Below are 20,305 nucleotides of genomic sequence, written 5' to 3' on the forward strand. Positions count from 1 at the left end.
CTGTCAGACGGGAACGCGTATACGCATGCCCTTCTTTTCGCTTCGAGGAGGCGCCGTTGAAAAGCTCCTTCTGCAAGTCCGATCCAGTCCCGCTATAGCAACTCCGCAAGGTTCCGTGCTTCACGCACACCGTGCCGGCAGTCCACGACCAGCCATGTGCGCAGGCAATCGGTACGTCCAATCGAACAAAAAGGAGGCAATATGCTTTCAGGAATCCACGTGCTTCGAGCGGCGGCGAGCGCCGCATTGGCGCTCTGCGCAAGCGGGGCTTTCGCGCAGGCTTCGATCGTTTCAGGGCCGTCCAGCGATCCCACCTGCATGGTCCCCTGGAAGAGCGACACGAAGTTCATCAAGTATCCGAAGAAGAACGCGCCTTACCGGATCGCACTCGTGAACGGCTATATCGCGAACACCTGGCGTATCCAGATGATCAGGACGGCCAAGGCCTACACCGCGCAACCGGCCGTTGCCGCCAAGCTCAAGGAATTCAAGGTCGTCTCGACCGGCGAGGACGTTCCGGCGCAGATCTCGGCTGTCAACAACTTCATCGATGCCGGCTATGACGCCGTCATCGTGAACGCGCAGAATCCCTCCTCATTCGGCCCCGCGATCCGCCGCGCGAAGAACGCCGGTGTGGTGCTGGTCGCTTTCGACAACACGCTCGACAGCGCAGACGCGATCAACGTCAACGTCGACCAGTATGGGCTCGGCGCGCTGTGGGCCAAATGGCTCGCGGGCCACCTGCCGAACGGAGGCAAGGTGCTCGAAGTTCGCGGGGTGGCGGGCACGTCGGTTGACACGGACCGGCACAATGGTTTCACGAAAACGCTGGACGACACCGGCAAGAAGTGGAACGTCGTCCAGGTCTACGGCAAGTGGGACGACGGGGTCGCGCAAAAGGTCGCCGCCGACGCGATTGCCGTGCAGGGTCATTTCGATGGCATATCGGCGCAAGGCGGCGACACGGGCGTCGTGCGCGCGATGATCGATGCGAAACACCCGTTCGTGCCTTTCGGCGGCGAGACGGAGAACGGCTTTCGCAAGTTCTGCGCGCAGTATGGGAGCCAGGGCCTGAAGTGCACGTCGGCGGGCACCGGGCCCGCGCAGGTGGCCGTGGCGATCAAGACGGCACTCGCTGCACTGGATGGCCAGACGATTCCCGTGGCGATCAAGCTGCCGCTCGACGTCACCGACGATTCGATGCTGAAGTCGGGCGTCAACTATTTTCCGAACGACTCCGACAACTTTTTCGTCGGCAACTCGTTTCCGACATGCGGCATCAATTTCTCTGCGCAGGAAATCATGAAGCAGAACCAGGGCAACCAGTGACCGGATGATGGCCCGCGCTGTGACCGGAGACGAAGCATGCTGCAGGATGCAGAGAAGCCGTTCTTTCAGATGTCTGGCGTGTCGAAAAGCTACGGCGGCGCCGTCGCGCTGGATCACGCCGAACTCACGGTGCGCAGAGGCCGCATTCACGCGATCCTCGGCGAGAACGGCGCGGGCAAGTCCACGTTGCTGAAGGTGATGTCCGGCGTCGTGCAGCCGGACGAGGGCACGATGCATTTCGATGGCCGGAGGGTCTCGTTCGCGTCGCCTGCCGAGGCGAACGCGGCCGGTATCGTCTGCGTGTATCAGGAACTGTCGCTGATCCCCGACTTGAGCGTGGCGGATAACATCTACGCTGCGAACCCGCCGCGACGTTTCGGGATGATCGACCGGCGGGCCCAACGCCGCCAGGCCGAGGAGGCGCTCGCGCGAGCGGGCGCCGTCGACATCAATCCGCTTGCGAAAGTCCGGGCCCTGCCGCTGTCGCGCCAGCAGATGGTCGAGCTCGCGAAGGGGCTGGCACACGCGCCGCGCATTCTGATCCTCGACGAAGCCACCTCGGCGCTGACCGCGGCCGACGTCGCGCGCGTGATCGAGGTGCTCAAGCGCCTGCGCGAAGAGGGGCTCGCGCTGCTGTTCATCTCGCACCGCATGCACGAGGTGAAGGCGCTCGCGGACGAATGCACGGTCTACCGGAACGGTCGCCATGTGATGAGCTTCGAAGCTGGCACGCGCTCCGACAATGAGATTGTCGAAATGATGATCGGCCGGAAGTACCAGCATGTGTTTCCTGCCAAACCCGCGGCCAAACCGGCGGACCAGCCCGCGGACGCCCGCGGCACCGCGCCGGTTCTCGCCTGTCATGATCTCGCATGGAGCGACACGCTGCGGGGCATCAGCTTTTCGTTGCAGCCCGGTGAAATCCTCGGACTGGGCGGCCTCGACGGACAAGGCCAGCGCGAACTGCTGCTCGCGCTGTTTGGCGTGTTGCGCGGCTGCGCTGGCAAGATCGAGATCAACGGCAAAGCCGTGTCGATCGGGAGCCCGACGGCCGCGCGCGCCAACGAAATCGGTATGGCGCTGATACCCGAGGACCGCAAGACCGAAGGCTTGATGCTGCCGATGTCGGTACGCGAGAACCTGTCGTTTGCCGCATTCGATCGCATGTCCACCGCGGGCATAATCGATCGCGACCGCCAGCAGTCGCTCGTCGAGCAGGTGATGGAACTGCTTGCGATCAAGTCGTTCAGCGTCGACGCGCCCGTGGGCTCGCTGTCGGGCGGCAACCAGCAGAAGGTCGTCATCGCGAAGTGGCTGATGCGGCAGCCGAGGATCCTGCTGCTCAGCGACCCGACGCGCGGTATCGACGTCGGCACCAAGCAGGAGCTCTACCAGCTGCTCAGGCGTCTTGCCGACGAAGGCTCCGCGATCGTCTTCTATTCGACCGACTATGACGAGCTGATCGGCTGCTGCGACCGCGTGCTCGTACTGTACGAAGGCAGGATCAAGAAGGAACTCGTCGGCTCGGCGATCACCGAGCAGAACCTGATTGCCAGTGCTCTCGACCTGCCCGTCGGACAGATTGTGCCTTCCACGGGAGTGGCGCTATGAGCGGGCTGCGTTACTGGTATGCGGAGAATCGCGGAGCGGTGTTCGCGTTCGGCCTGTTCGTGCTGATGTTCGCGATCTATCTCGTCAACTATCCGTCGGCGTTGTCGGCCAACGTATTTCAGACGGCAGCGAACAAAGCGGTACTACTCGCGCTCGTCTCGATGGGGCAGGCGCTCGTCGTGCTGACCGCCGGCATCGACCTGTCGATCGGCATGATGCTGGTGCTGACGAATTGCATCGGGTCGTGGATCGTCACGGGCGACTCGCTGCACAGCGCACTCGGCATCGCCGGCGTGCTCGGGGCGGGTGCGCTGTGCGGCGCGCTGAACGGCGTGATCATCATTTTCGGCCGGCTGCAGCCTATCGTGACGACGATTGCGACGGGCGCCGTCTACTACGGATTGGCGCTGCTGCTGCGCCCTGTGCCCGGCGGATCGATCAACGAGGACCTCGCCGACGCACTGACGGGCAAGGTCGCCGGCGTTCTGCCAGCGAGCTTGGTGATTCTGCTCGCCGCGATCGTGATCGTCTGGATTCCTTTCAAACGCTCGGCGATCGGGCGAGCGGCATACGCGACCGGGTCGTCCGAACCCGCGGCTTTCCTGTCCGGCATGCCGATCCGCCGCGCGAAGTTCGCGAGCTATACGCTGGCCGGCCTGCTCGCGGCAGTCGGCGGCCTGTTTCTGACGTTCTTCACGGACACCGGCGAAGCGAGCCTCGGCAGCGCGAACTCATACACGCTGTTTTCGATCGCCGCAGTAGTGATCGGCGGCGTGTCGCTGCTCGGCGGCAAGGGCAGCGCGATCGGCGCGATCTTCGGCGCATTCGCGTTCCGTTGCATCGGCGATCTGCTGTTCGTGTTCAACGTCGATGCGCTGTGGCAGCCGCTATTTCAGGGCATGATTCTTCTGCTTGCTGTCGCGATCGGCGCGTGCGGATTGTTCAGGGTGCGCAACCGTCTGGAGTGGTTTCAATGAGCCACGCTTCCGCGACCGGCCGGACCACGTTCGTGTCGAGACTCACCCGCAGAATCGACAAACCGATCGTGATCGCATTCGCGTGCATCGTCGCGCTGCTGCTCGTCGGCGGGATGTTTTCGCGCAACTTCATGTCGCCGGAATACATCCTGCTGCAACTGAAGGTCGGCGCATTCCTCGGCATCATTGCGACCGGCCTGATGATGGTGATCCTGCTCGGCCACATCGACCTGTCGCTGCCGTGGACGATCACCGTCGGCGCGATGATGGCGTGCGCGGTCGCGGGGCACGGCGATCTCGGGCGCGTCCTCGCGATTCCGGTCGGGATCGGTTGCGGCGTGCTGATCGGCATCGTCAACGGCATCCTCGTCGCACTGCTGCGCATTCCGTCGATGATCGCGACGCTTGCGACCAATGCGGTCGCGCAAGGCATCATGATTGTCTATACGGGCGGATCGTCGCCGCAGGATTCCGCGCCGGAGGTGATGCGCTGGCTCGCGGCGGGCTGGCTCGTACCGGGCGTGCCGAATGCCGTCGCGCTGTGGGTGGTGATCGGCGGCGCCACGATGTTCCTGCTGTCGCGCACGACCTTCGGCCGCACGCTTTACGCGATCGGCAACACCGAGCGCGCGGCGTATCTTTCGGGCATCGATACGCGGCTCGTCACGGTGACCGCCTTCGCCGTGTGCAGCGCGTTCGCCGCGTTCGGCGGCGTGCTGCTCGCGGGCTATGCGTCAAAGGCCGCACAGTCGATGGGCGATGCTTACCTGTTGCCGGCGATCGCGGCGGTCGTGCTCGGCGGCACGTCGATTCTGGGTGGACGGGGTTCATACCTGGGCACGGTGGCCGGCGCGATCCTCATCACACTGCTGCAATCGATCCTCTCGGTCGCGCAGATGCCGGAGGCGGGGCGTCAGATCATCTACGGCGTGGTGATCGCGGCGATGCTCCTGCTGTATGGGCGAAGCAAGCGAGAGGCGTAGGTCGAGCCGCTGGCCCGCCGGTCGCGCTCAATCAACGAGTGCAACCGGCCAGTGGCGGTCGTTTGATTTCTGCGCGAGAAAGGAAGAATCTGCCGCAACAACGGTCATTCGGAATTGAGAGACGCGAGCGAAGTTGCGAACTGTACGGCCCGCTGCGCGGACTGATCGAGCATTCCGGCGCGGCCTTCGACATCGCCGCGCACAAGCTGCCGTGCAACGGCACGGGCGGCATCGACTTCGCCCGCTTCTCGGCCGAACAGGAACGGGTCTGGCGATTCTTCGTCGAACGCTACTTCATTCCGACGAATGCTCAGATTCGCGCGCTCATCCGTACGAAAATGCATCTGCTCGAGGACGGCAGGCTGCCGGCCAGCTTCGTCGAATTCTTCCGGCACGAGGCGAACTTCGAAGCGCTGCGTCAGATCTGGAAGGACGAGGGCATCGAATCTCTCGACATCCAAAGCCCTGCGTGGCCCGCGAATTTTCAGGGCGATGTCGAGCGCACGCTGGCGTCGCTGCGCAAACGGCACCAGGATCTGCTCTAACGCGTGCGTGACTGCGCACTCGCCTCAGTCGCACAACACCGCCGCCGAGGAAGCTCGCGTCGGCAGTGCGCCGGCGACCATTTGCGCTTCGACGCAGGCGTGGCGAAGCGACTCGGCGGACGAGCTGCCGTTTCGGACGTCAGACCGGTAGCCGCGTCCGACGCGTCGCAGCCAACTACGGACGTTGGCCCACGCTTTCACCCGGACGTTCGAACGTCGGCTCCGCCCAGATCGGGGACTTTCGTGCGCGTCATGTCAGTCGTGTCGTCGCCAAGAGTGGCCATTCGGCTCGACCTAAGACAGTCGCTCGCCTCCGAAACGGCCACGGGGGAATACGTCGACGGCGGGGTTATCTCGCACCGTAGAAATGACGGTACTGCCACGATGCCTGCTTCTTCAACTCATCGTCTGGCCATGGCCCGGTGCCAAATCTGCTGGCCGAAAGAGGCGTCAGGTCAATTGGAGGCGCGCCGTCGATGATCCAGGTGGCAAGCGCTTCGCCCAGTGCCGGGGCAATGGACAGGCCCGCGACATTGCAGCCGCTCGCAAAGTAGAATCCGCGAATTGCCGACACTGGCCCGACAATGTGCTGCCCATCTGCAGTCATCGTTGGCAGCCCCCCGCGATGCTCACGCACCGCTGCCTTGAGAAGGACGGGAAGTTGAGCCTCGACGTCGCGACCGTAGTGCCAGAGCACCCCCGCATCAAGCGACAGATCCTTGATGTCGAAGTTGGTGTCGAAGTCGTTCATGTCGAAGAACGTCGGGTTGTCCTCGTAGACCCCCCAGAGAAAACCGCCATCACAGGGCCGCATATAGACGGCAGCGTCCATGATCCGGACCATCGGCAATTCTGGTCGGGAACCGGGCACCGGCTCGGTGACGAACAATTGCTGCGCTGTCGGGATAAGGGGAACACGAATTCCGCTGGCTTCGGCCACTTGTCGTGTCCAGGCGCCGGCTGCATCGACGACAACCGCGGCGCGCATGCGACCGCGCGTGGTATCGACACCCGCGACCTCGTCATCCTCGATCAGGACGCGCGTGACCGTAGTCTTCGGCAGTACTTCCGCACCGCGCGCCTGTGCCGCACGAGCGAAGCCGACGGCCAGTTGGGTGGGATTGAAATACATGTCGTCGCCGATGCGCATCACCGCCGCTACTCCCATTGTTTCAAGAAACGGGTTGAGCCGGTGGGCCGCGTTCAGGGAAAGCTCCTCCACGTCCAGGCCGTGGCGCCGGCCGCGCAGGATGTCTTCCTGAATGACCTCGGCATCTTGCGGGCGGCGCGCAACCTTCAGACTACCCGACTGCACCCAATCCAGAGGCTGGCCGGTGTCCGCAGAGAATCGCCTGATCTTGCTTGCCGCCGACGTGATCAAGTTGATCATCAAGTCATTCTTGCGCAAGCAACTGACCATGCCAGCCGCTCGCGGAGAAGTCTGTGAACCGATTTCGTGCCGCTCGAGAAGCGCGATGCGGTGGGTGCCACGTTTAGCCAGGTAATACGCTGTGGCCGCTCCAAGTCCCCCGGAGCCAATCACGATCACATCCGCGGATTCGGCCATCAGTGCTTCTCCTGCTGGTCGCGCCAGTCGACCTGTCAATCGGGGCATTTCAACTATGATATGCCTCAGTAGCGGGACTGGGGAAGGCCGCGACTTTAAGGATGATGCTTGGACATCGAAAGCTGCCCTTCATCCCGTGTAACGTTCAACGGCAGAAGTGGGTCGCGTGCTGCTGATCGAAGCCTGGCGAGGTTAAAGCTGCATATACCGATTGTATGAGGCAGCACGCGGCCACGAGCGGACGATCGCGAATAGCAGCTATCCTGTGCCCCTGGTGTGGTCTGAATCTCTCGCGTAGCTCCTCGCGCGGATACCCCTGAGCTTGAGCGGTAGCTCAGGTCGGCAGCGTTACGATCGACGCTTCAGCTAAGCGCCAAGGAGACATCATGACGGTGAAGCGTATGGACAACGTCGGCATCGTGGTTGAAGACATCGATGCCGCCATTGAGTTTTTTGCCGAACTCGGCCTTGAGCTCGAGGGGCGCGCCCCAATCGAAGGCGACTGGGCAGATGGCGTCGCTGGATTGCGCGGCATGCGCGTCGAAATTGCCATGATGCGTACGCCGGACGGTCACAGCCGGCTCGAGATATCCCGATTCCTTGCGCCACCTGTGGTCGCCGATCACCGTCGCACCCCGGTGAATGCCCTTGGTTACCTACGCGTCATGTTTACCGTGGAGGACATCGACGATACGCTCGCCCGTCTCGGTAAACGTGGCGCGGAACTCGTCGGCAAAGTGACCCAGTACCAAAACATGTATCGGCTCTGCTACATCCGAGGCCCCGAAGGAATCCTCATCGGGCTCGCTCAAGAGCTCGGGCATGGCGCCTAACCCCTCCATCGAGCGGACGTTAGCGACGGGCCGCTTCCCCCGCAAAAGAAATTCGGAGCGCTGCTCCACGTCCCGACATTCGCCGAACGCCCATGGGTTTGCCAGCCAGCTTACCGCCGGAGTACGCTTGCCGTGCACCAAAAATCAATAGGCCCTGACCACCTGGCCTCGGGGACAAACGCCGAAATTGAGCATCTATCGCGCGCGATTTTAAGGTCTCCGCTTTTACACGGCTGCGTTACTGGCCGGTAGGCTTGATCTCGTTACGTGATGCCGGTCGCACACCATATGCCGTATTCCCGAACGCGATGCGCGGAGTGTGGCTGTAGCGCTTTGCAAATGCTGGGTTTTGGCTCGATCAGCTATGGAGGAAGACTACGGGTTGTGCAAGTGAATCCTTTGCAGAACTTCTATGCGTCCTGGCCAACGCCCAACGGCCAACGCCCAACGCCCAACGCCCAACGCCGGGCGTTCGTCAATAGGGCGCAGAATCCATGAACGCAAAACTTAAGCGCATCAGCCTGAGCACCTTCCTGGCCGGCTCATTGCCATGTTCGCAGCGACAGTTCAAGCAGCCGACATTAAGGTCATGAGCGACAGCCCACTCGAGCCTGCGTTGACGAAGGTGGACGATCGTCGGCGATGGTCGCAACCACTGGCCTGTCGTTCACGTCGATGATCTCGCCACGGCCTACCTGAGCGCGATGGAGCGGGCGGCCAGTGGGGAAGGTCGAATCGTGGGACAGATCTTTAACGTGGTCGCGGAAGATGCCGTTGCCGTTGCCGAAATGGGTGAAGCGATTCGGGGCTCGGTCGGCGTCGACCGCGTCGAATTTTGGCCGCTCGACGATGCTCGCAAATTGCTTGGGCCATTTGCTGACGCACTGGCGCTCGACCAGACCGTAAGCGGCCAGCATGCCCGGCGAGTTCTTGGGTGGGAACCCCACGGCCCCGGTCTGATTGCGGACCTCTCTGCACAGAAGCACTTTCAGCAAAGCAACGGAGCATGACCATGGCGTGGAGTAGTGCATCTTTCGAATCGATTCTCGCGACGATCGTAGCGGTTCTGTTTGCGGTTGCTGGGGTGGTCAATCTCGCAGGACGCGGCGCGGTGAAGCGTGACTTCGCACGCTGGGGTTACCCGGCCGCTGGCGAGGGGACCCCACGTCGACCGGCAGAAACGGGTCGGCTGCACGCGGGGAATGACCCGGCATTTCTCTAACGACGTACAAGACATAACGGGGTATTTCCTCTCACGTATTTCCGTGATTTTTCGCTCACGCCTCGACGATCGCGCCGCTTTCCGGTCCTGCGAACGAAGGTGGCATGGGCGGCACAGGACCCTATTTTGTGGTCTAATCTCGCGCTTACATTGAGTTTGTTTACAATAATAATTTGCGAGCATTGTCAATTTCGGGTTATTTGGACCCGACAACTGACATGATTTGAACGGGATCACCGGTGCCCCGGCGAGCGAGCGCCGGAAAATTGCAAGCTGTCAAGAGGTATGAGTGCCATGAAACATCCAGAGACGGGGCCACAAGGCTTGTCCGGGAGAAAGGCGGCAGCGCCGTCAGCGCGCACCGGGTCGGCCAGCCGCCATCTGAAAACGCTGCCGGAGCAGATCGCCGAGCGCATCTTTACGGACATCGCGAACGGCGATTACGAACCTGGCGAGCGCATCCGCGAAGAGAAACTGGCCGAGCAGTTCGAGGTCAGCCGCGGGCCGATACGCGAAGCTTTACGGATTCTCGAGAGGGATTCGGTGGTCCAGATACTGCCTAACCGCGGCGCGCACGTCACCCAGCTTTCGATCCGGGAGGTCAGCGATATCTTTGAGGTTCGCCGCAAGTTGGCCGGCGTCCTGGTTGGTCGGCTGACCGTCGAGGAGGCGGCGCTGCTGGCAGCAACCATCGACACGGACATCCGTGCGCTTGAAACGCTGGCACCCGATCAGGGCGAGGTAACCGCGTACATCGAGACCACCTTCCGCCTCAGCACCATGCTGCGCGACGCTTGCAGCAACGAGCGTCTGGCCGAGATTCTGGATTCCCTGGCGCGCCAGACACTGCGTTATACCCAGCTCGGCCTGGCCACGCCGGCACGGCGCAAGGAGTCGGCACGTACCTGGCGAGCCATGCAAAAGGCCCTGAAGGCGGGCAATCTGGAAGCGGCGGCCGAGGGGGTTGAAAAGCTGGTCGAGGAATCGCATCGGGAGGCTGTCAAGCAGCTCGAGGCGCGTCAGGCTGCTACCGAGGCGCGCGCCGGCGGCGCCTGAAACGGCGGGCGCCTGTCGCGGCTACTGCTCCGCCGCAGCACGAACACGGAACGCCGCGACAGCGTCTTCGAGCCGGCACGCCTGCTGCTCGAGCGACGAGGCTGCTGCCGCCTGTTCGACAAGCGCTGCGTTCTGTTGCGTCACCTCGTCCATTTGCACGATCGCGCGATTGACCTGCTCGATGCCAGCCGATTGCTGATCGGACGCCCCGCTGATCTCGGCCATGATGTCGGTGACCTGTTTCACCGCGAGCACGACGTCGTTGATCGTGGCTCCGGCGTGAGCGGCAAGTTCGTTGCCGCTCTCCACTCTGGACGCGGAGTCGGTGATCAGCTGCTTGATTTCATGCGCGGCGGTCGCCGAGCGCTGCGCAAGATTCCTCACTTCGGCCGCCACGACCGCGAAGCCGCGTCCTTCGCTGCCGGCCATCGCGGCTTCGACCGAAGCATTCAACGCGAGCATGTTGGTCTGGAACGCAATGCTCTCAATGACGACAATGATCTTCGAAATCTGCCCGGAGCTTGCCGAAATGCCGCCCATCATCTCAATGCCCTCCAATGACGTCGGTCACGAGCGCTTCGTACTTTCGCCGCAATGCATCGGACAGCGCGCGTTCGTTGTCGTCTGCCGGCTGTCTTGCCAGAAGCGGCGTCAGCCGTGCCGCGCTATCGCCGAGCAGCTTGCGAGCCTTCGCCAGGACCGGCGCGGGATCATCACCGAGGCGCCCATCCGTTTCCGCCTCGCCGAGTGCAAGCCGTGTCTGCAACAGGCGCTCGACGCCGGTTCTGAGGTCGACCAGCGCGACCGTGTCCTTGCTTTATATCTCTTCTAGTTCGACGTCGCGGCGGTGAACGCCGACATGGGCCGTCGTGATCGAGGCAAGCACGACCAGCGTGCAGATCACAATCGTGATGCTGAGCCCGGCGCGTATGGTAAGGTTCTTGAACATGGTATCGAATGGCGCGTGTCAAGGTCGGTGAGACGCGGCAAGTGGTCCTTTCTCCTGAGATTCATTCCTGAAGGTTTGACGGCGCGCCGTACCAGGTGTCATTCGGTAAACACCGGCTCGCACACAAAGGGTATGTGAGCCGGTTTCAGGATCAATCAGAAAGAGTGGCGCATTCCCAGCATGACTGCAGTGGTGCCCATGCCCGGCGCCACGGGTGCGCCATAGCCGATGGTCGTGGTCGCATTGCCTTTGTTGTTCACGTAACCCACCTGAGCATAAACCAGCGTGGCTTTGGAAAGGCTGTAGTCGGCTCCGGCTGCGACCTCAGTGGACTTGGTAGCGGAATTGTTCCGGTCGTGCAGGTAGTAGACTCCGCTGGTGATCTCGAAGGCCGGCGTGAACCGATAGCCGAGCCCAAACGAATACAGGTCGAGGTTGACCAGGTTCGAGTGCGCGGGATTCTTGCCGTTGCTGTACGACGCTGAAACGGAGAAACCCTTGATCGTGTAGAGCGCGCCCAGATACCAGAACCGGTTGTTGTCGAGCCCGGTGGGCACGGTCGTCGGACCAGGGTTCGTGTCGTGGCCGTTGTAATACACCGCCGATAGCTTCAGGCCGTAGTTCGAGTACTTCAACACTGCCGACTCGCGCGTGCCGCCCTGGAAGCTTCCGGCGACGCCGCCTGGCGCGTATTCGAGCGCGGCGCTAACGCCGGCGAAGCTTGGCGACTGATAGACGAGCGCATTGCTGTCGTACAGCGCGCCGATTGACCCGTTGGTGCTGGTGCCGGGCCAGCCAGCAGCCGTGTTCATACCGATCCAGGCGGTCAGGATACTGCCGAAGTACTGGCCCGATCGAACGTCGGTTTCCGCCATTGCATAGGCCATCGGCACGATCTGGCGGCCCGCGTTGACTGAACCGAACGGGCCGGACACCCCAACGCTCGCGACCTGATTGAAGATCGCCCCGACGCCAGGCGTATCGGACAGGGCGAACTTGCCCGTCCCACTGTCGAACGAGTTCTGCAGCCTGAAGTTGACAGAGTAGCCGCCGCCGATGTCCTCAGTGCCCTTCATCCCCCAGACGCTCGAGTAGATGCCGCCGTCCTTGTAGCGATACACATGGCCCAGGTCTTTCGCCGTCGGGCTGAACGAGGCTGCCGAGGTGCTCTGATACATCAGACCCGCATCCAGGACGCCATACAGCGTCACCGAAGACTGCGCATACGCCGAACTTCCGAATGTAGCCATCGCGGCCACAGTTACCCATTTCAACTTCATTTCGTCTCCTTTGTGTATTGCTTTAACTAAACGACAACCACCCCGATCCATGTTTGCAGCGTGATACCCGCGGGCGTGCTGGATCCCATGCCAAACGTTTTTTAAAAATTAGTACTACTTTTTGTTGCGCAGCTTCTAATGCAACTACAAGTTGTCGCCTACGTGCCCGCCAGGCGATTCGTCGTCTGGCAGCAGACCGGCAAAGACGAATCGCGCGACGTATCCTCCCGCCGAACCGCTTGATCACCCTTAGTTCAGATCTCGATCGGCTCCCGCGGAGAGTCGAACGTCAGATCGATGAAAGGAGCCCGAACCTGGCACGTCGGCTTCACCTCGCGAAGCTAGTCCGCAGCGCCCAGAACCATGACCATGTACGCTGACATCACCAGCCCCCCCGCCTGCACCAGACAGTTGCGCGCACCTGGTATCTGGCGTTCGCCGCAATCACCGCGCAGTTGACGCACCGACTCGATCGTCAGCGGCATGCCGAACATGCCGCCGTGATTGAAGGACAGGCCGCCTCCTGAGGTATTCATCGGAAACGCGCCATCCGGCGCAATCCGTCCGCCTTGTACGAAGGCGCTACTCTCGCCGCGCTCGCAGAAGCCCAATTCCTCAAGGCCGGTCAGCACGTTGATCGAGAACGCATCGTAGATCTGCACGATGTCGATCTCCGAACGGGTCAGCCTGGCGCGGTCCAGCGCCAGTTGACCCAATTCGGCGAGCACGCCGTTGTCGATCCAGTCGTCGGTGCCGAATGGCGTGGCGTGATGGAGATAGCGGTCGGCAAAGCCTTGCACCAGGACGGGCGGTCGGCGCAGGTCGCGCGCGCGTTCGGCCCGTACCAGCACCATAGCGCCGGCGCTGTCGGTAACCTGGCAGATGTCGAGCTTGCGCAGTGGGTCGGCGATCAGTGGTGAGGCCAGGTAATCTGCCATCGTCAGCGGCGCATGGGCGACCGCGTTCGGATTCAGCTGTGCCCAACGCCTTGCCGCCAGCACGACTTCGCCCAGATCCTCCGCTCGCGTGCCGTAACGCTGCATGTGCAGGCGCGCCTGCATCGCGTAAAAGCCGATCGGGCTCAGCATGCCGTACGGAAGCACGAACTGGCCGTTCGGCATGCGGGCGTCCTGCGCCATGCCTCCTCGCACGCGGCTCCGGTCCAGGCGCTGTGTGCTGCCATAGGTGATCAACGCCACGTCGCAGAGACCTGCCTCCATCGCAGCCATCGCGTGAACGATGTGGGTCAGGTTCGATTGCCCACCCACGACCGTGCTGTCGACATAGCGCGGCTTAAGTCCCATGTACTCCGTCACTAGCAGTCCGGCCGCGCGATCGTCCCAGTGGGCGAATACCGCGTCGATGTCGGTGGGTTTCAATCCCGCGTCCAGAATTGCCTGCCGCGCGGCTTCGCATTGCAGCGATAGCGCCGTGTCGCCAGGCTGAGCTTTGCCCATACCCGTCTCGCCGACGCCTGCGATCGCGTAGCGACCGCTCAGTTCTTTCGGGTCCATGTCTGTCCTTTCAGGTCGACGTCGCCGCGTCCGTAAGCTGCGCGCGCACATCCTTCTTCAATACTTTGCCGACCTGACTGCGGGGCAGTGCGGACCAGAACTCGACGTGCTTGGGTGTCTTCAGGCTGCCGAAACGCTTTCGACACAGATCGAGAATCTCGTCGGCCGTGACGCTGTTCCCAGGTTTGAGTTCGATCACGGCGGTCAGGCGTTCACCCCAGTCGGCGTCGGGCACGCCGACTACAGCACAGTCCTGCACTGCGGGATGTCCCCAGATCACCTGTTCGATCTCGCTCGGATAAATGTTGAATCCGCCGGAGATGACCATGTCCTTTTTTCGGTCGACCACATACAGATAGCCGTTCTCGTCGAACACGCCGATATCGCCGGTGTGATGCCAGCCGAAGGCGCGGGCCTCGGCGGTTGCGTCCGGGTTGTTGTAATAGCCGGGCGAGACCAGGTCGCCGCGAGCCACGATCTCTCCGCGTTCACCGGTGGCCACGATATTCCCGGCGTCGTCCATCAGCGCCACCTCGCATGCGCCGGACGGGCGACCGGCGGAGGCGAGATGCTTGTCGAGCTCAGGGTCGTTGTGCACGAAGTGGTCCTTGCGCGACAGGCAGGTAATGACCCCGGGCACTTCCGACTGGCCGTAGGTCTGCATGAAGACCTGACCCCACCGGGCAAGCCCCTCGCGGAGCTTGTCGACAGACATTGGCGCGGCGCCGTACATCACGTACTCCAGCGAGGAGCAGTCTCGTGTTGCGACATCAGGATGCGCGAGCAGGCGGTAAATCATCGTGGGCGGCAGGAAGATGTGCGTCACACGCTCGCGCTCGATCGTCTCCAGAATCACGCTCGGGTCGGCCGATGGGGCGATCACGTTGCGCGCGCCAATGCGTGCCAACGCGACCATCGTCGCGCCCGCGGCATGCGTGAGTGGCGCGACGACAAGATGTACCGGATCCTTGCGCGGTGGCATGAACTGGTTAGCGGTCCTGTATGCCGTCTCAAGCGATCTGTGGCTCTGCATGATCGCCTTCGGGCGCCCCGTGGTGCCGCCAGACGATTTGATGATCGCAATGTCGTCGGCTTCGCGCCGCACGGTGGCTCGTTGACCGGCAAAGTCGTTCGCCCATTGCGCGATGCAGTGGCCGTCCTGTTCCAGCGGTTTCGTCAGCCCGATGATGCGCTTGAGCGATGGAATCTCGCGCTTCAGGCGTTCGAGATGCGGCGCATACTGCTCGTGGCAGATCAACACCGCGACGTCGCAGAATCCGGCGAACCAGATGATGTCCTCAATCGCGTCCCGTGCGTTTAGCGGTACGAAGACCGCGCCGCTGCGCATTACGCCCAGCATTGCCGGCAACACCATGGGATGGTTGGGCGAGAGCACGGCGACGTGAGCGCCCGGTTGCACATCGCGCACCAGAGCGGCGGCGACCGCGTGCGATGCATCGGCCGCTTCACGGTAGCTGAGATTCAGGTCGCCGCCCTGGACGAAGATGCGGTCTGGAAATGCCGAGGCACCGGCGTCGAAAGAATCAATGATCATGTTGTCTCCGGTATCGGAAATGGGGTGGGCGCGGGCGTTCTCATGCGCCCGGCGAATCGCCACCCGTGAGCCGGAACATCGGCAGTGCGAATTCGTCGCTGATGCGTTCGAAGCAGACCTGCACCGGTGCGCCGACGGCCAGGCGTTCCATGTCCGAATCGACGATGCCTGCCAGCATGCGCACGCCCTCATCGAGTTCGATCATGGCGATTGCATAAGGGACACGCGATTCGAAGGCTGGATGTCCGGCGACATGGCACACCGTGTAGGTATAGACTCGCCCGCGGCCATTCGCCTGTACCCATTCGATTTCGTCGGACAGGCATTGAGTACAGAAACGGCGTGGGTAGAACTGGTGCCGGGCGCATGCGCGGCAATACTGGATATCGAGCCGGTTTTCGCGGGCCGCCTGCCAGTACCGCTCGGTCTCGGCAGTGGGCACCGGTTGGGGGCGCAAAGGGGATGAGTTCATCAGATTCTCCTCAATTCGCGCTCAGCGAGAAGCCGCTACCCGACACCTGCACCTGCGTCTTGCGCGGGCGCGTTGCCAGGCCCGCCACGAGATCGACGACAGGGTGGTGGACGCTGAAGCTGTCGCCCGTCGACGTCGGCGTCAGGCCGTTAATCTTCTCGTCGCCGTACATGTATCGCAGCAGCAGTTCGTCGTCGCCGATATTTTTGTAGCGTTGGCGCAACCCCGGCAACACAGGTTCGATGACAGGCGGCGTCAGGGTCACATCCTTTGAGCCGTTGGCAATGACCCGGTCCTTCACGTTGCCGTCGACCGGCAGCGGCAATGCGCCGAAATAGCCGCAGACGTACTTTTTCACTTCGTCCGGGACGACCTTGTAGCGCTCGTTGTTCAGAACGTTCATCACCGCCTGTGCCGCGACGATCGCAGGATAAGGCGTGACCATGATCGGTGAGCCGAGCTCGACGCGCACCCGGCCGATCTCTTCCAGCACTGCAGGCAGCTTGTCGGCGATGCCGGCGAGCTTGAGTTGCGATTCCAGGTTGCTCATCGCGCCGCCCGCGTACTGGGTGATGTAGTGGCTCGGCTCGTATTCGGCCGGCACACCGACCGGATGGCCTTCGCGTTCTGCCGACGCGCCGAGGTAGTCGCCCACCTCGTCGAGAAGGGCATCGTCGACCACCACATCGAAGCCGATCTCGCGCAGGTTGCGCGCAATCATCTGGCTGGCCGGCAGCGAATTGCCATTGGCCATCGGATCGACGGCTGTCAGGATGCTGTCCGCGCCGTGCACGGCCGCCTCGATCGCGAGCAACGGCCCGAGACCGGTGAGGCAATGGGTATTGAATTCCAGTCGCTTTTCGCCGATCGCCTGCTTGATTGCCGGTATGAGTGTGCGAACGCGTTCTATCGTCAGGATGCCGGCCGCATCGGCGAGCGCGACGGTATGAACGCCGAAACGCTCCACCGCTTCGCGCGCCTTGCTCGCGTACAGGGCGTCGTCATAGCCGGGCGCGATGTTGTAGCCGAGCAGCAGCGTCACGTCGGCCCCGAGCCGGCGCGCCGTGCCGATGCTCGACGCGAGGTTGTCATTGCACATCAGCGCATCGAAGACGCCGATTTCGCGGATGCCGTTCGCGATCTGGCGCTCGACGAAGAGGTCGGTGATGTCGTCGGCCACCGGAAAGAAGCCGCGCATCAGGTTGCTGCGGATCGCCGCGCGCAGTGGCGTGCGCGTCATCCGCTCGCGCAGCAGGCGAATGCGCTCGAAAGGATCCTGGTTCAGGAACAGCACACTTGCGTCGAACTGGACCAGCGCGATTGCCTGTAGAGAGACGAAGCCGGCCCGGTCCATGCGCTCGGCGATCGGTAGCATGTGCTCGGTGCGCATGCGGGTGGCCCAGAGGCACTGTTGCCCGTCGCGCAGCGTGTCGTCGGTGAGGTGGATCGTACGGCGCTTGCCGGTGCGTGCCGTTTCAGCCGCAACGAGTTGTTTCAGGTATTCGAGCATGGCGTCAGCCCTCGATGCCTTGGAGTTGGATCGACACGCCGGGGCCACGCACTTCGAGCTGCGCATAACGCGCGGCACGGGCGGTGAGCCCGGCAAGGAGTGCATCCGCCGGCGATGTAGAGACGTAGCGCAACGCTTCCGTGCAAGCCGGAGCGGGCAGCGCTTCGGGCGCCACACCACAGGTCTGTGCCACGACGAGCGCGGCGTCGCTTGCTTCGGGGTGTGCTGCGTGCAGTGCGGCAAGCGACGTTGCAGGCGCCTTCGGCAGCGCGCCGACGCGTTGCGCCAGCCGCGCGTCGACGCCGCCTGGCGTCACGCCGTAGACTTGCTGCAAGGCGCGACGCACGCCGGGCCGGAGCTCGGCGTAGTGGGGCATACCCTGCAGATGCAGCAGCGCCTGTTCGGCAATCGGCCGCGCAAAGGGCGCCAGCATCGGCGGCGCGCCGACGTCGTTGCGCACACGAGCGCACTCATCGGCGAAAGCGTGCAACTTGTGCTGCAACCCCAGCGCCGTCAATTGCTGCATGAAGTCCACAGCCACTTCCCCCGGCAACTGGTGCACGTACGGCGCGAGGTCGAATACCCAGGCGCGGGCCGGCCCAAAGCCGTGGCGATCGGCAAACTCGGCGAGCAGCCGGTTGGCCTCGCCGATGGCGTGGAGCCCCTGATCGCTGACCGGTGCTCCCAAGGTCAGCAAGCGCAGCGACTTGAGCAGCGTGCCGAGCGCCGGCACGGACGCGCCGTTGGCCAGCGGCGCGAACGCGGTGTCGAGCCCATTGACGCCGAGCCGTACCGCCTCGAGCGCGACCATCGGGCCGAGCGCGGTCTGACAGCGTAGGTGCAAATCGAGCGGTGTGGCACCGAGCCCGGCGCGCAGCGCGGGGAGCAACGTGGCCAGCCGGTCGACGGTCAGCAAACCGGCTTCGTCGCGGAGCATCACGCGCTCGGCGCCGGCGTGTACGAGGGCTGCGGCCTGTGTGCGTAAGTCGGTGTCGCTACGCGTCGATTCCTGCGTGAACGGCAGTGCGGCGATGGTTGTCAGGCCGAGCGCCCGGGCTGCCTTCAACGCCGGTGCAATGCGTTCGATCACCACCAGCGGGTCGATCAGCACGATCTCGGACACGCCGCGCTGCGCCAGTTCGGGCAGCCACAGCGTGGCAACTTCGGTCGAAATCACGTCGATGCCGCGCTTACCGTGTTCTGTCAGCAACGCGACCGCTGCACGCAGCGCGACACCGGGACAGCGCTCGCGCAGCAGTTCGATGCGTTGCCACGGGTTTTCGCCACGCGCCACGCATTGTTGCAGGATGGCCGGCGAGGCGACCTCGATCGCCGCAGGGCCGGCCGCCGCCAGCCGGCTGGCGACGGCAAGCATCATCGGCGTCGTCATGGCGCCCGCCCAACGCGCGCTCTGGCCGTCGGTCAGACTAACGTCGGTGTAACGCAGCGAGGTTTCCGTCATTGCTTCACCTCGATGGCCCGTTTGGCGGCGTCCTTCGCGGCTTTCTGCGCGGCCTTGCGCTGCGGCAGGAAGGTTTCTTCGACCCAGCGGGTCGTGACGTTGCCGTTCAGGAAGTCCTCGTGCGCCAGCACCGATTCATGGAACAGGGCAGTCGTTGTCGGTCCTTCAACCCGCAGGCCCGCGAGCGCTTCACGCATGCGATCGATGGCCTGCTTGCGTGTGGCCGCATGCACGATCAGCTTGCCGAGCAGTGAATCGTAGTAAGGGGGCACGGTGTAGCCCGAATAGCAGTGCGAATCGACGCGGATGCCTTCGCCGTCTGGCACTTCCCAGTGGGAAATCAGCCCTGGGCGCGGCAGGAAGTTGCGCTCCGGATCTTCGGCATTGATGCGGCATTCGATCGCATGACCTTGCAGCTTGACGTCGTCCTGCGTGAAAGACATCGGCAGCCCGGCCGCGACGCGGATCTGCTCTGCGACCAGATCGAAGCCGGTGACCATCTCCGTCACCGGGTGTTCGACCTGGATGCGCGTGTTCATCTCGAGGAAGAAGTAGCGGTTGTCGCGCTGATCGACCACAAACTCGATCGTGCCCGCACCGCAATAGTTGGCGTTGCGCGTCAGGCTCACTGCGCACTCGCCCATGGCTTGGCGCATGGCTTCGTCGACAACCGGTGACGGCGCTTCTTCGATCAGTTTCTGATGGCGACGTTGGGTCGAGCACTCGCGCTCACCCAGATAGACGACGTTGCCATGGGAATCGGCCATCACCTGAATTTCGATGTGGCGCGCGTGTTCAATGAACTTTTCCATGTACAGCGTGGCGTCGCCGAATGCGGACTGCGCTTCGTTGGCTGCCGAGCTCATCAGCGATTCGAGTTCGCTCTCGTCCCTGACGATTCGCATGCCGCGGCCGCCGCCGCCGGCGGTCGCCTTGATGAGCACCGGATAGCCGATCTGCGCCCCAACGCGCCGCGCGTGCGCGACATCGGTTAGTGCGCCCGAGCCCGGCACGCGCGGCACCCCGGCCTTTTCGGCGAGGCTCACTGCTGTGATCTTGTCGCCCATCGCGTCGATGGCTTCTGCGGACGGGCCGACGAACACGAGCCCGGCGTCGACGCAGGCGCGCACGAACGACGAGCGCTCGGACAGGAACCCATATCCGGGGTGGACCGCGTCGCAGCCGTTGCACAACGCCGCCTCGACGATCCTGTCGGCACGCAGATAACTTTCTGCGGCGAGCGGCGGCCCGAGCACGACCACATCGTCCGCTATCCGGGCGGCGAGCGTATCGATGTCGGCTTCGGAGACGCCAACCACCGTCTCGATACCCAGGGTGCGGCAGGCGCGGATCACACGCACGGCGATCTCGCCGCGGTTGGCGACGAACAGGCGTCGGATGTCGCGCGTCGCGACAGGGGTGCAGGCAGTTCTGTTCATA

Annotated in this window: 18 protein-coding genes and 1 pseudogene; 7 read left to right on the forward strand and 12 right to left on the reverse strand. The window is 63.2% G+C overall.

Going from position 1 to position 20,305, the window contains the following annotated elements; genetic code table 11:
- Nucleotides 1-201: 201 nt before the first annotated feature.
- The 5 genes from PQR27_RS37515 (at nt 202) to PQR27_RS37535 (ending at nt 5,445) form a co-directional block, all read left to right on the forward strand.
- Nucleotides 202-1,329, forward strand: a complete 1,128-nt coding sequence (locus tag PQR27_RS37515; protein ID WP_408528714.1) for a sugar ABC transporter substrate-binding protein — start codon at nt 202-204, stop codon at nt 1,327-1,329.
- A 36-nt stretch (nt 1,330-1,365) separates the two neighbouring features.
- Entirely contained in the window at nt 1,366-2,940 is a 1,575-nt protein-coding gene (locus PQR27_RS37520) for a sugar ABC transporter ATP-binding protein (RefSeq protein WP_408528715.1), read from the forward strand.
- Nucleotides 2,937-3,917, forward strand: coding sequence for an ABC transporter permease (locus PQR27_RS37525; RefSeq protein ID WP_408528716.1), 981 nt, complete (start codon nt 2,937-2,939; stop codon nt 3,915-3,917). Before PQR27_RS37520 ends, PQR27_RS37525 begins: the two co-directional genes overlap by 4 nt.
- Nucleotides 3,914-4,900: an ABC transporter permease gene (locus tag PQR27_RS37530; RefSeq protein WP_408528717.1), complete on the forward strand. Its 987-nt coding sequence runs from the start codon at nt 3,914-3,916 to the stop codon at nt 4,898-4,900. The genes PQR27_RS37525 and PQR27_RS37530 overlap by 4 nt, the downstream gene beginning before the upstream one ends.
- A 62-nt stretch (nt 4,901-4,962) precedes the next feature.
- Nucleotides 4,963-5,445: a hypothetical protein gene (locus PQR27_RS37535; protein ID WP_408528718.1), complete on the forward strand. Its 483-nt coding sequence runs from the start codon at nt 4,963-4,965 to the stop codon at nt 5,443-5,445.
- A gap of 349 nt (nt 5,446-5,794) precedes the next feature.
- Here PQR27_RS37535 and PQR27_RS37540 read toward each other — a convergent pair whose 3' ends face one another.
- Nucleotides 5,795-7,012, reverse strand: a complete 1,218-nt coding sequence (locus PQR27_RS37540) for an NAD(P)/FAD-dependent oxidoreductase (RefSeq protein WP_408528719.1) — start codon at nt 7,010-7,012, stop codon at nt 5,795-5,797.
- A gap of 386 nt (nt 7,013-7,398) precedes the next feature.
- Between PQR27_RS37540 and PQR27_RS37545 the strand changes: the two genes are divergently transcribed.
- Nucleotides 7,399-7,845 (forward strand): VOC family protein, encoded by a 447-nt coding sequence (locus PQR27_RS37545; protein ID WP_408528720.1) that lies wholly within the window; start codon nt 7,399-7,401, stop codon nt 7,843-7,845.
- A 587-nt stretch (nt 7,846-8,432) separates the two neighbouring features.
- Here PQR27_RS37545 and PQR27_RS37550 read toward each other — a convergent pair.
- Nucleotides 8,433-8,876, reverse strand: coding sequence for a hypothetical protein (locus tag PQR27_RS37550; RefSeq protein ID WP_408528721.1), 444 nt, complete (start codon nt 8,874-8,876; stop codon nt 8,433-8,435).
- A 485-nt stretch (nt 8,877-9,361) separates the two neighbouring features.
- Here PQR27_RS37550 and PQR27_RS37555 point away from each other — a divergent pair, with 485 nt between their 5' ends.
- On the forward strand, nt 9,362-10,123 hold the full coding sequence (locus tag PQR27_RS37555; RefSeq protein WP_408528722.1) for a GntR family transcriptional regulator: 762 nt from the start codon (nt 9,362-9,364) through the stop codon (nt 10,121-10,123).
- A gap of 21 nt (nt 10,124-10,144) precedes the next feature.
- Here PQR27_RS37555 and PQR27_RS37560 read toward each other — a convergent pair.
- The 10 genes and pseudogenes from PQR27_RS37560 to accC form a co-directional block, all read right to left on the reverse strand.
- Nucleotides 10,145-10,672 (reverse strand): annotated as a pseudogene (locus PQR27_RS37560) (methyl-accepting chemotaxis protein); the annotation flags it as partial.
- The gene (locus tag PQR27_RS37565) at nt 10,668-10,922 is read right to left on the reverse strand and encodes a Tar ligand binding domain-containing protein (protein ID WP_408528976.1); all 255 of its coding nucleotides are present in this window, start codon (nt 10,920-10,922) and stop codon (nt 10,668-10,670) included. The gene PQR27_RS37565 and the pseudogene PQR27_RS37560, both read right to left, overlap by 5 nt.
- 18 nt (nt 10,923-10,940) lie before the next feature.
- The gene (locus PQR27_RS37570; RefSeq protein ID WP_408528723.1) at nt 10,941-11,072 is read right to left on the reverse strand and encodes a hypothetical protein; all 132 of its coding nucleotides are present in this window, start codon (nt 11,070-11,072) and stop codon (nt 10,941-10,943) included.
- Between the two features lie 155 nt (nt 11,073-11,227).
- Nucleotides 11,228-12,352 carry a porin gene (locus PQR27_RS37575; protein WP_408528724.1) on the reverse strand — a complete coding sequence of 375 codons (1,125 nt, stop codon included), beginning with the start codon at nt 12,350-12,352 and terminating at the stop codon, nt 11,228-11,230.
- A gap of 341 nt (nt 12,353-12,693) precedes the next feature.
- The gene (locus PQR27_RS37580) at nt 12,694-13,866 is read right to left on the reverse strand and encodes a thiolase C-terminal domain-containing protein (protein WP_408528725.1); all 1,173 of its coding nucleotides are present in this window, start codon (nt 13,864-13,866) and stop codon (nt 12,694-12,696) included.
- A 10-nt stretch (nt 13,867-13,876) separates the two neighbouring features.
- On the reverse strand, nt 13,877-15,421 hold the full coding sequence (locus PQR27_RS37585) for an AMP-binding protein (protein WP_408528726.1): 1,545 nt from the start codon (nt 15,419-15,421) through the stop codon (nt 13,877-13,879).
- A 40-nt stretch (nt 15,422-15,461) separates the two neighbouring features.
- Nucleotides 15,462-15,893: a Zn-ribbon domain-containing OB-fold protein gene (locus PQR27_RS37590; RefSeq protein ID WP_408528727.1), complete on the reverse strand. Its 432-nt coding sequence runs from the start codon at nt 15,891-15,893 to the stop codon at nt 15,462-15,464.
- 10 nt (nt 15,894-15,903) lie between these two features.
- Nucleotides 15,904-17,403, reverse strand: coding sequence for a carboxylase (locus PQR27_RS37595; protein ID WP_408528728.1), 1,500 nt, complete (start codon nt 17,401-17,403; stop codon nt 15,904-15,906).
- 4 nt (nt 17,404-17,407) lie between these two features.
- On the reverse strand, nt 17,408-18,865 hold the full coding sequence (locus PQR27_RS37600; RefSeq protein ID WP_408528729.1) for a hypothetical protein: 1,458 nt from the start codon (nt 18,863-18,865) through the stop codon (nt 17,408-17,410).
- The gene (gene accC / locus PQR27_RS37605; protein ID WP_408528730.1) at nt 18,862-20,304 is read right to left on the reverse strand and encodes an acetyl-CoA carboxylase biotin carboxylase subunit; all 1,443 of its coding nucleotides are present in this window, start codon (nt 20,302-20,304) and stop codon (nt 18,862-18,864) included. The genes PQR27_RS37600 and accC overlap by 4 nt, the downstream gene beginning before the upstream one ends.
- Nucleotide 20,305: the final 1 nt, after the last annotated feature.

The organism is Paraburkholderia fungorum, assembly GCF_046027215.1.
Classification (GTDB): domain Bacteria; phylum Pseudomonadota; class Gammaproteobacteria; order Burkholderiales; family Burkholderiaceae; genus Paraburkholderia; species Paraburkholderia fungorum_D.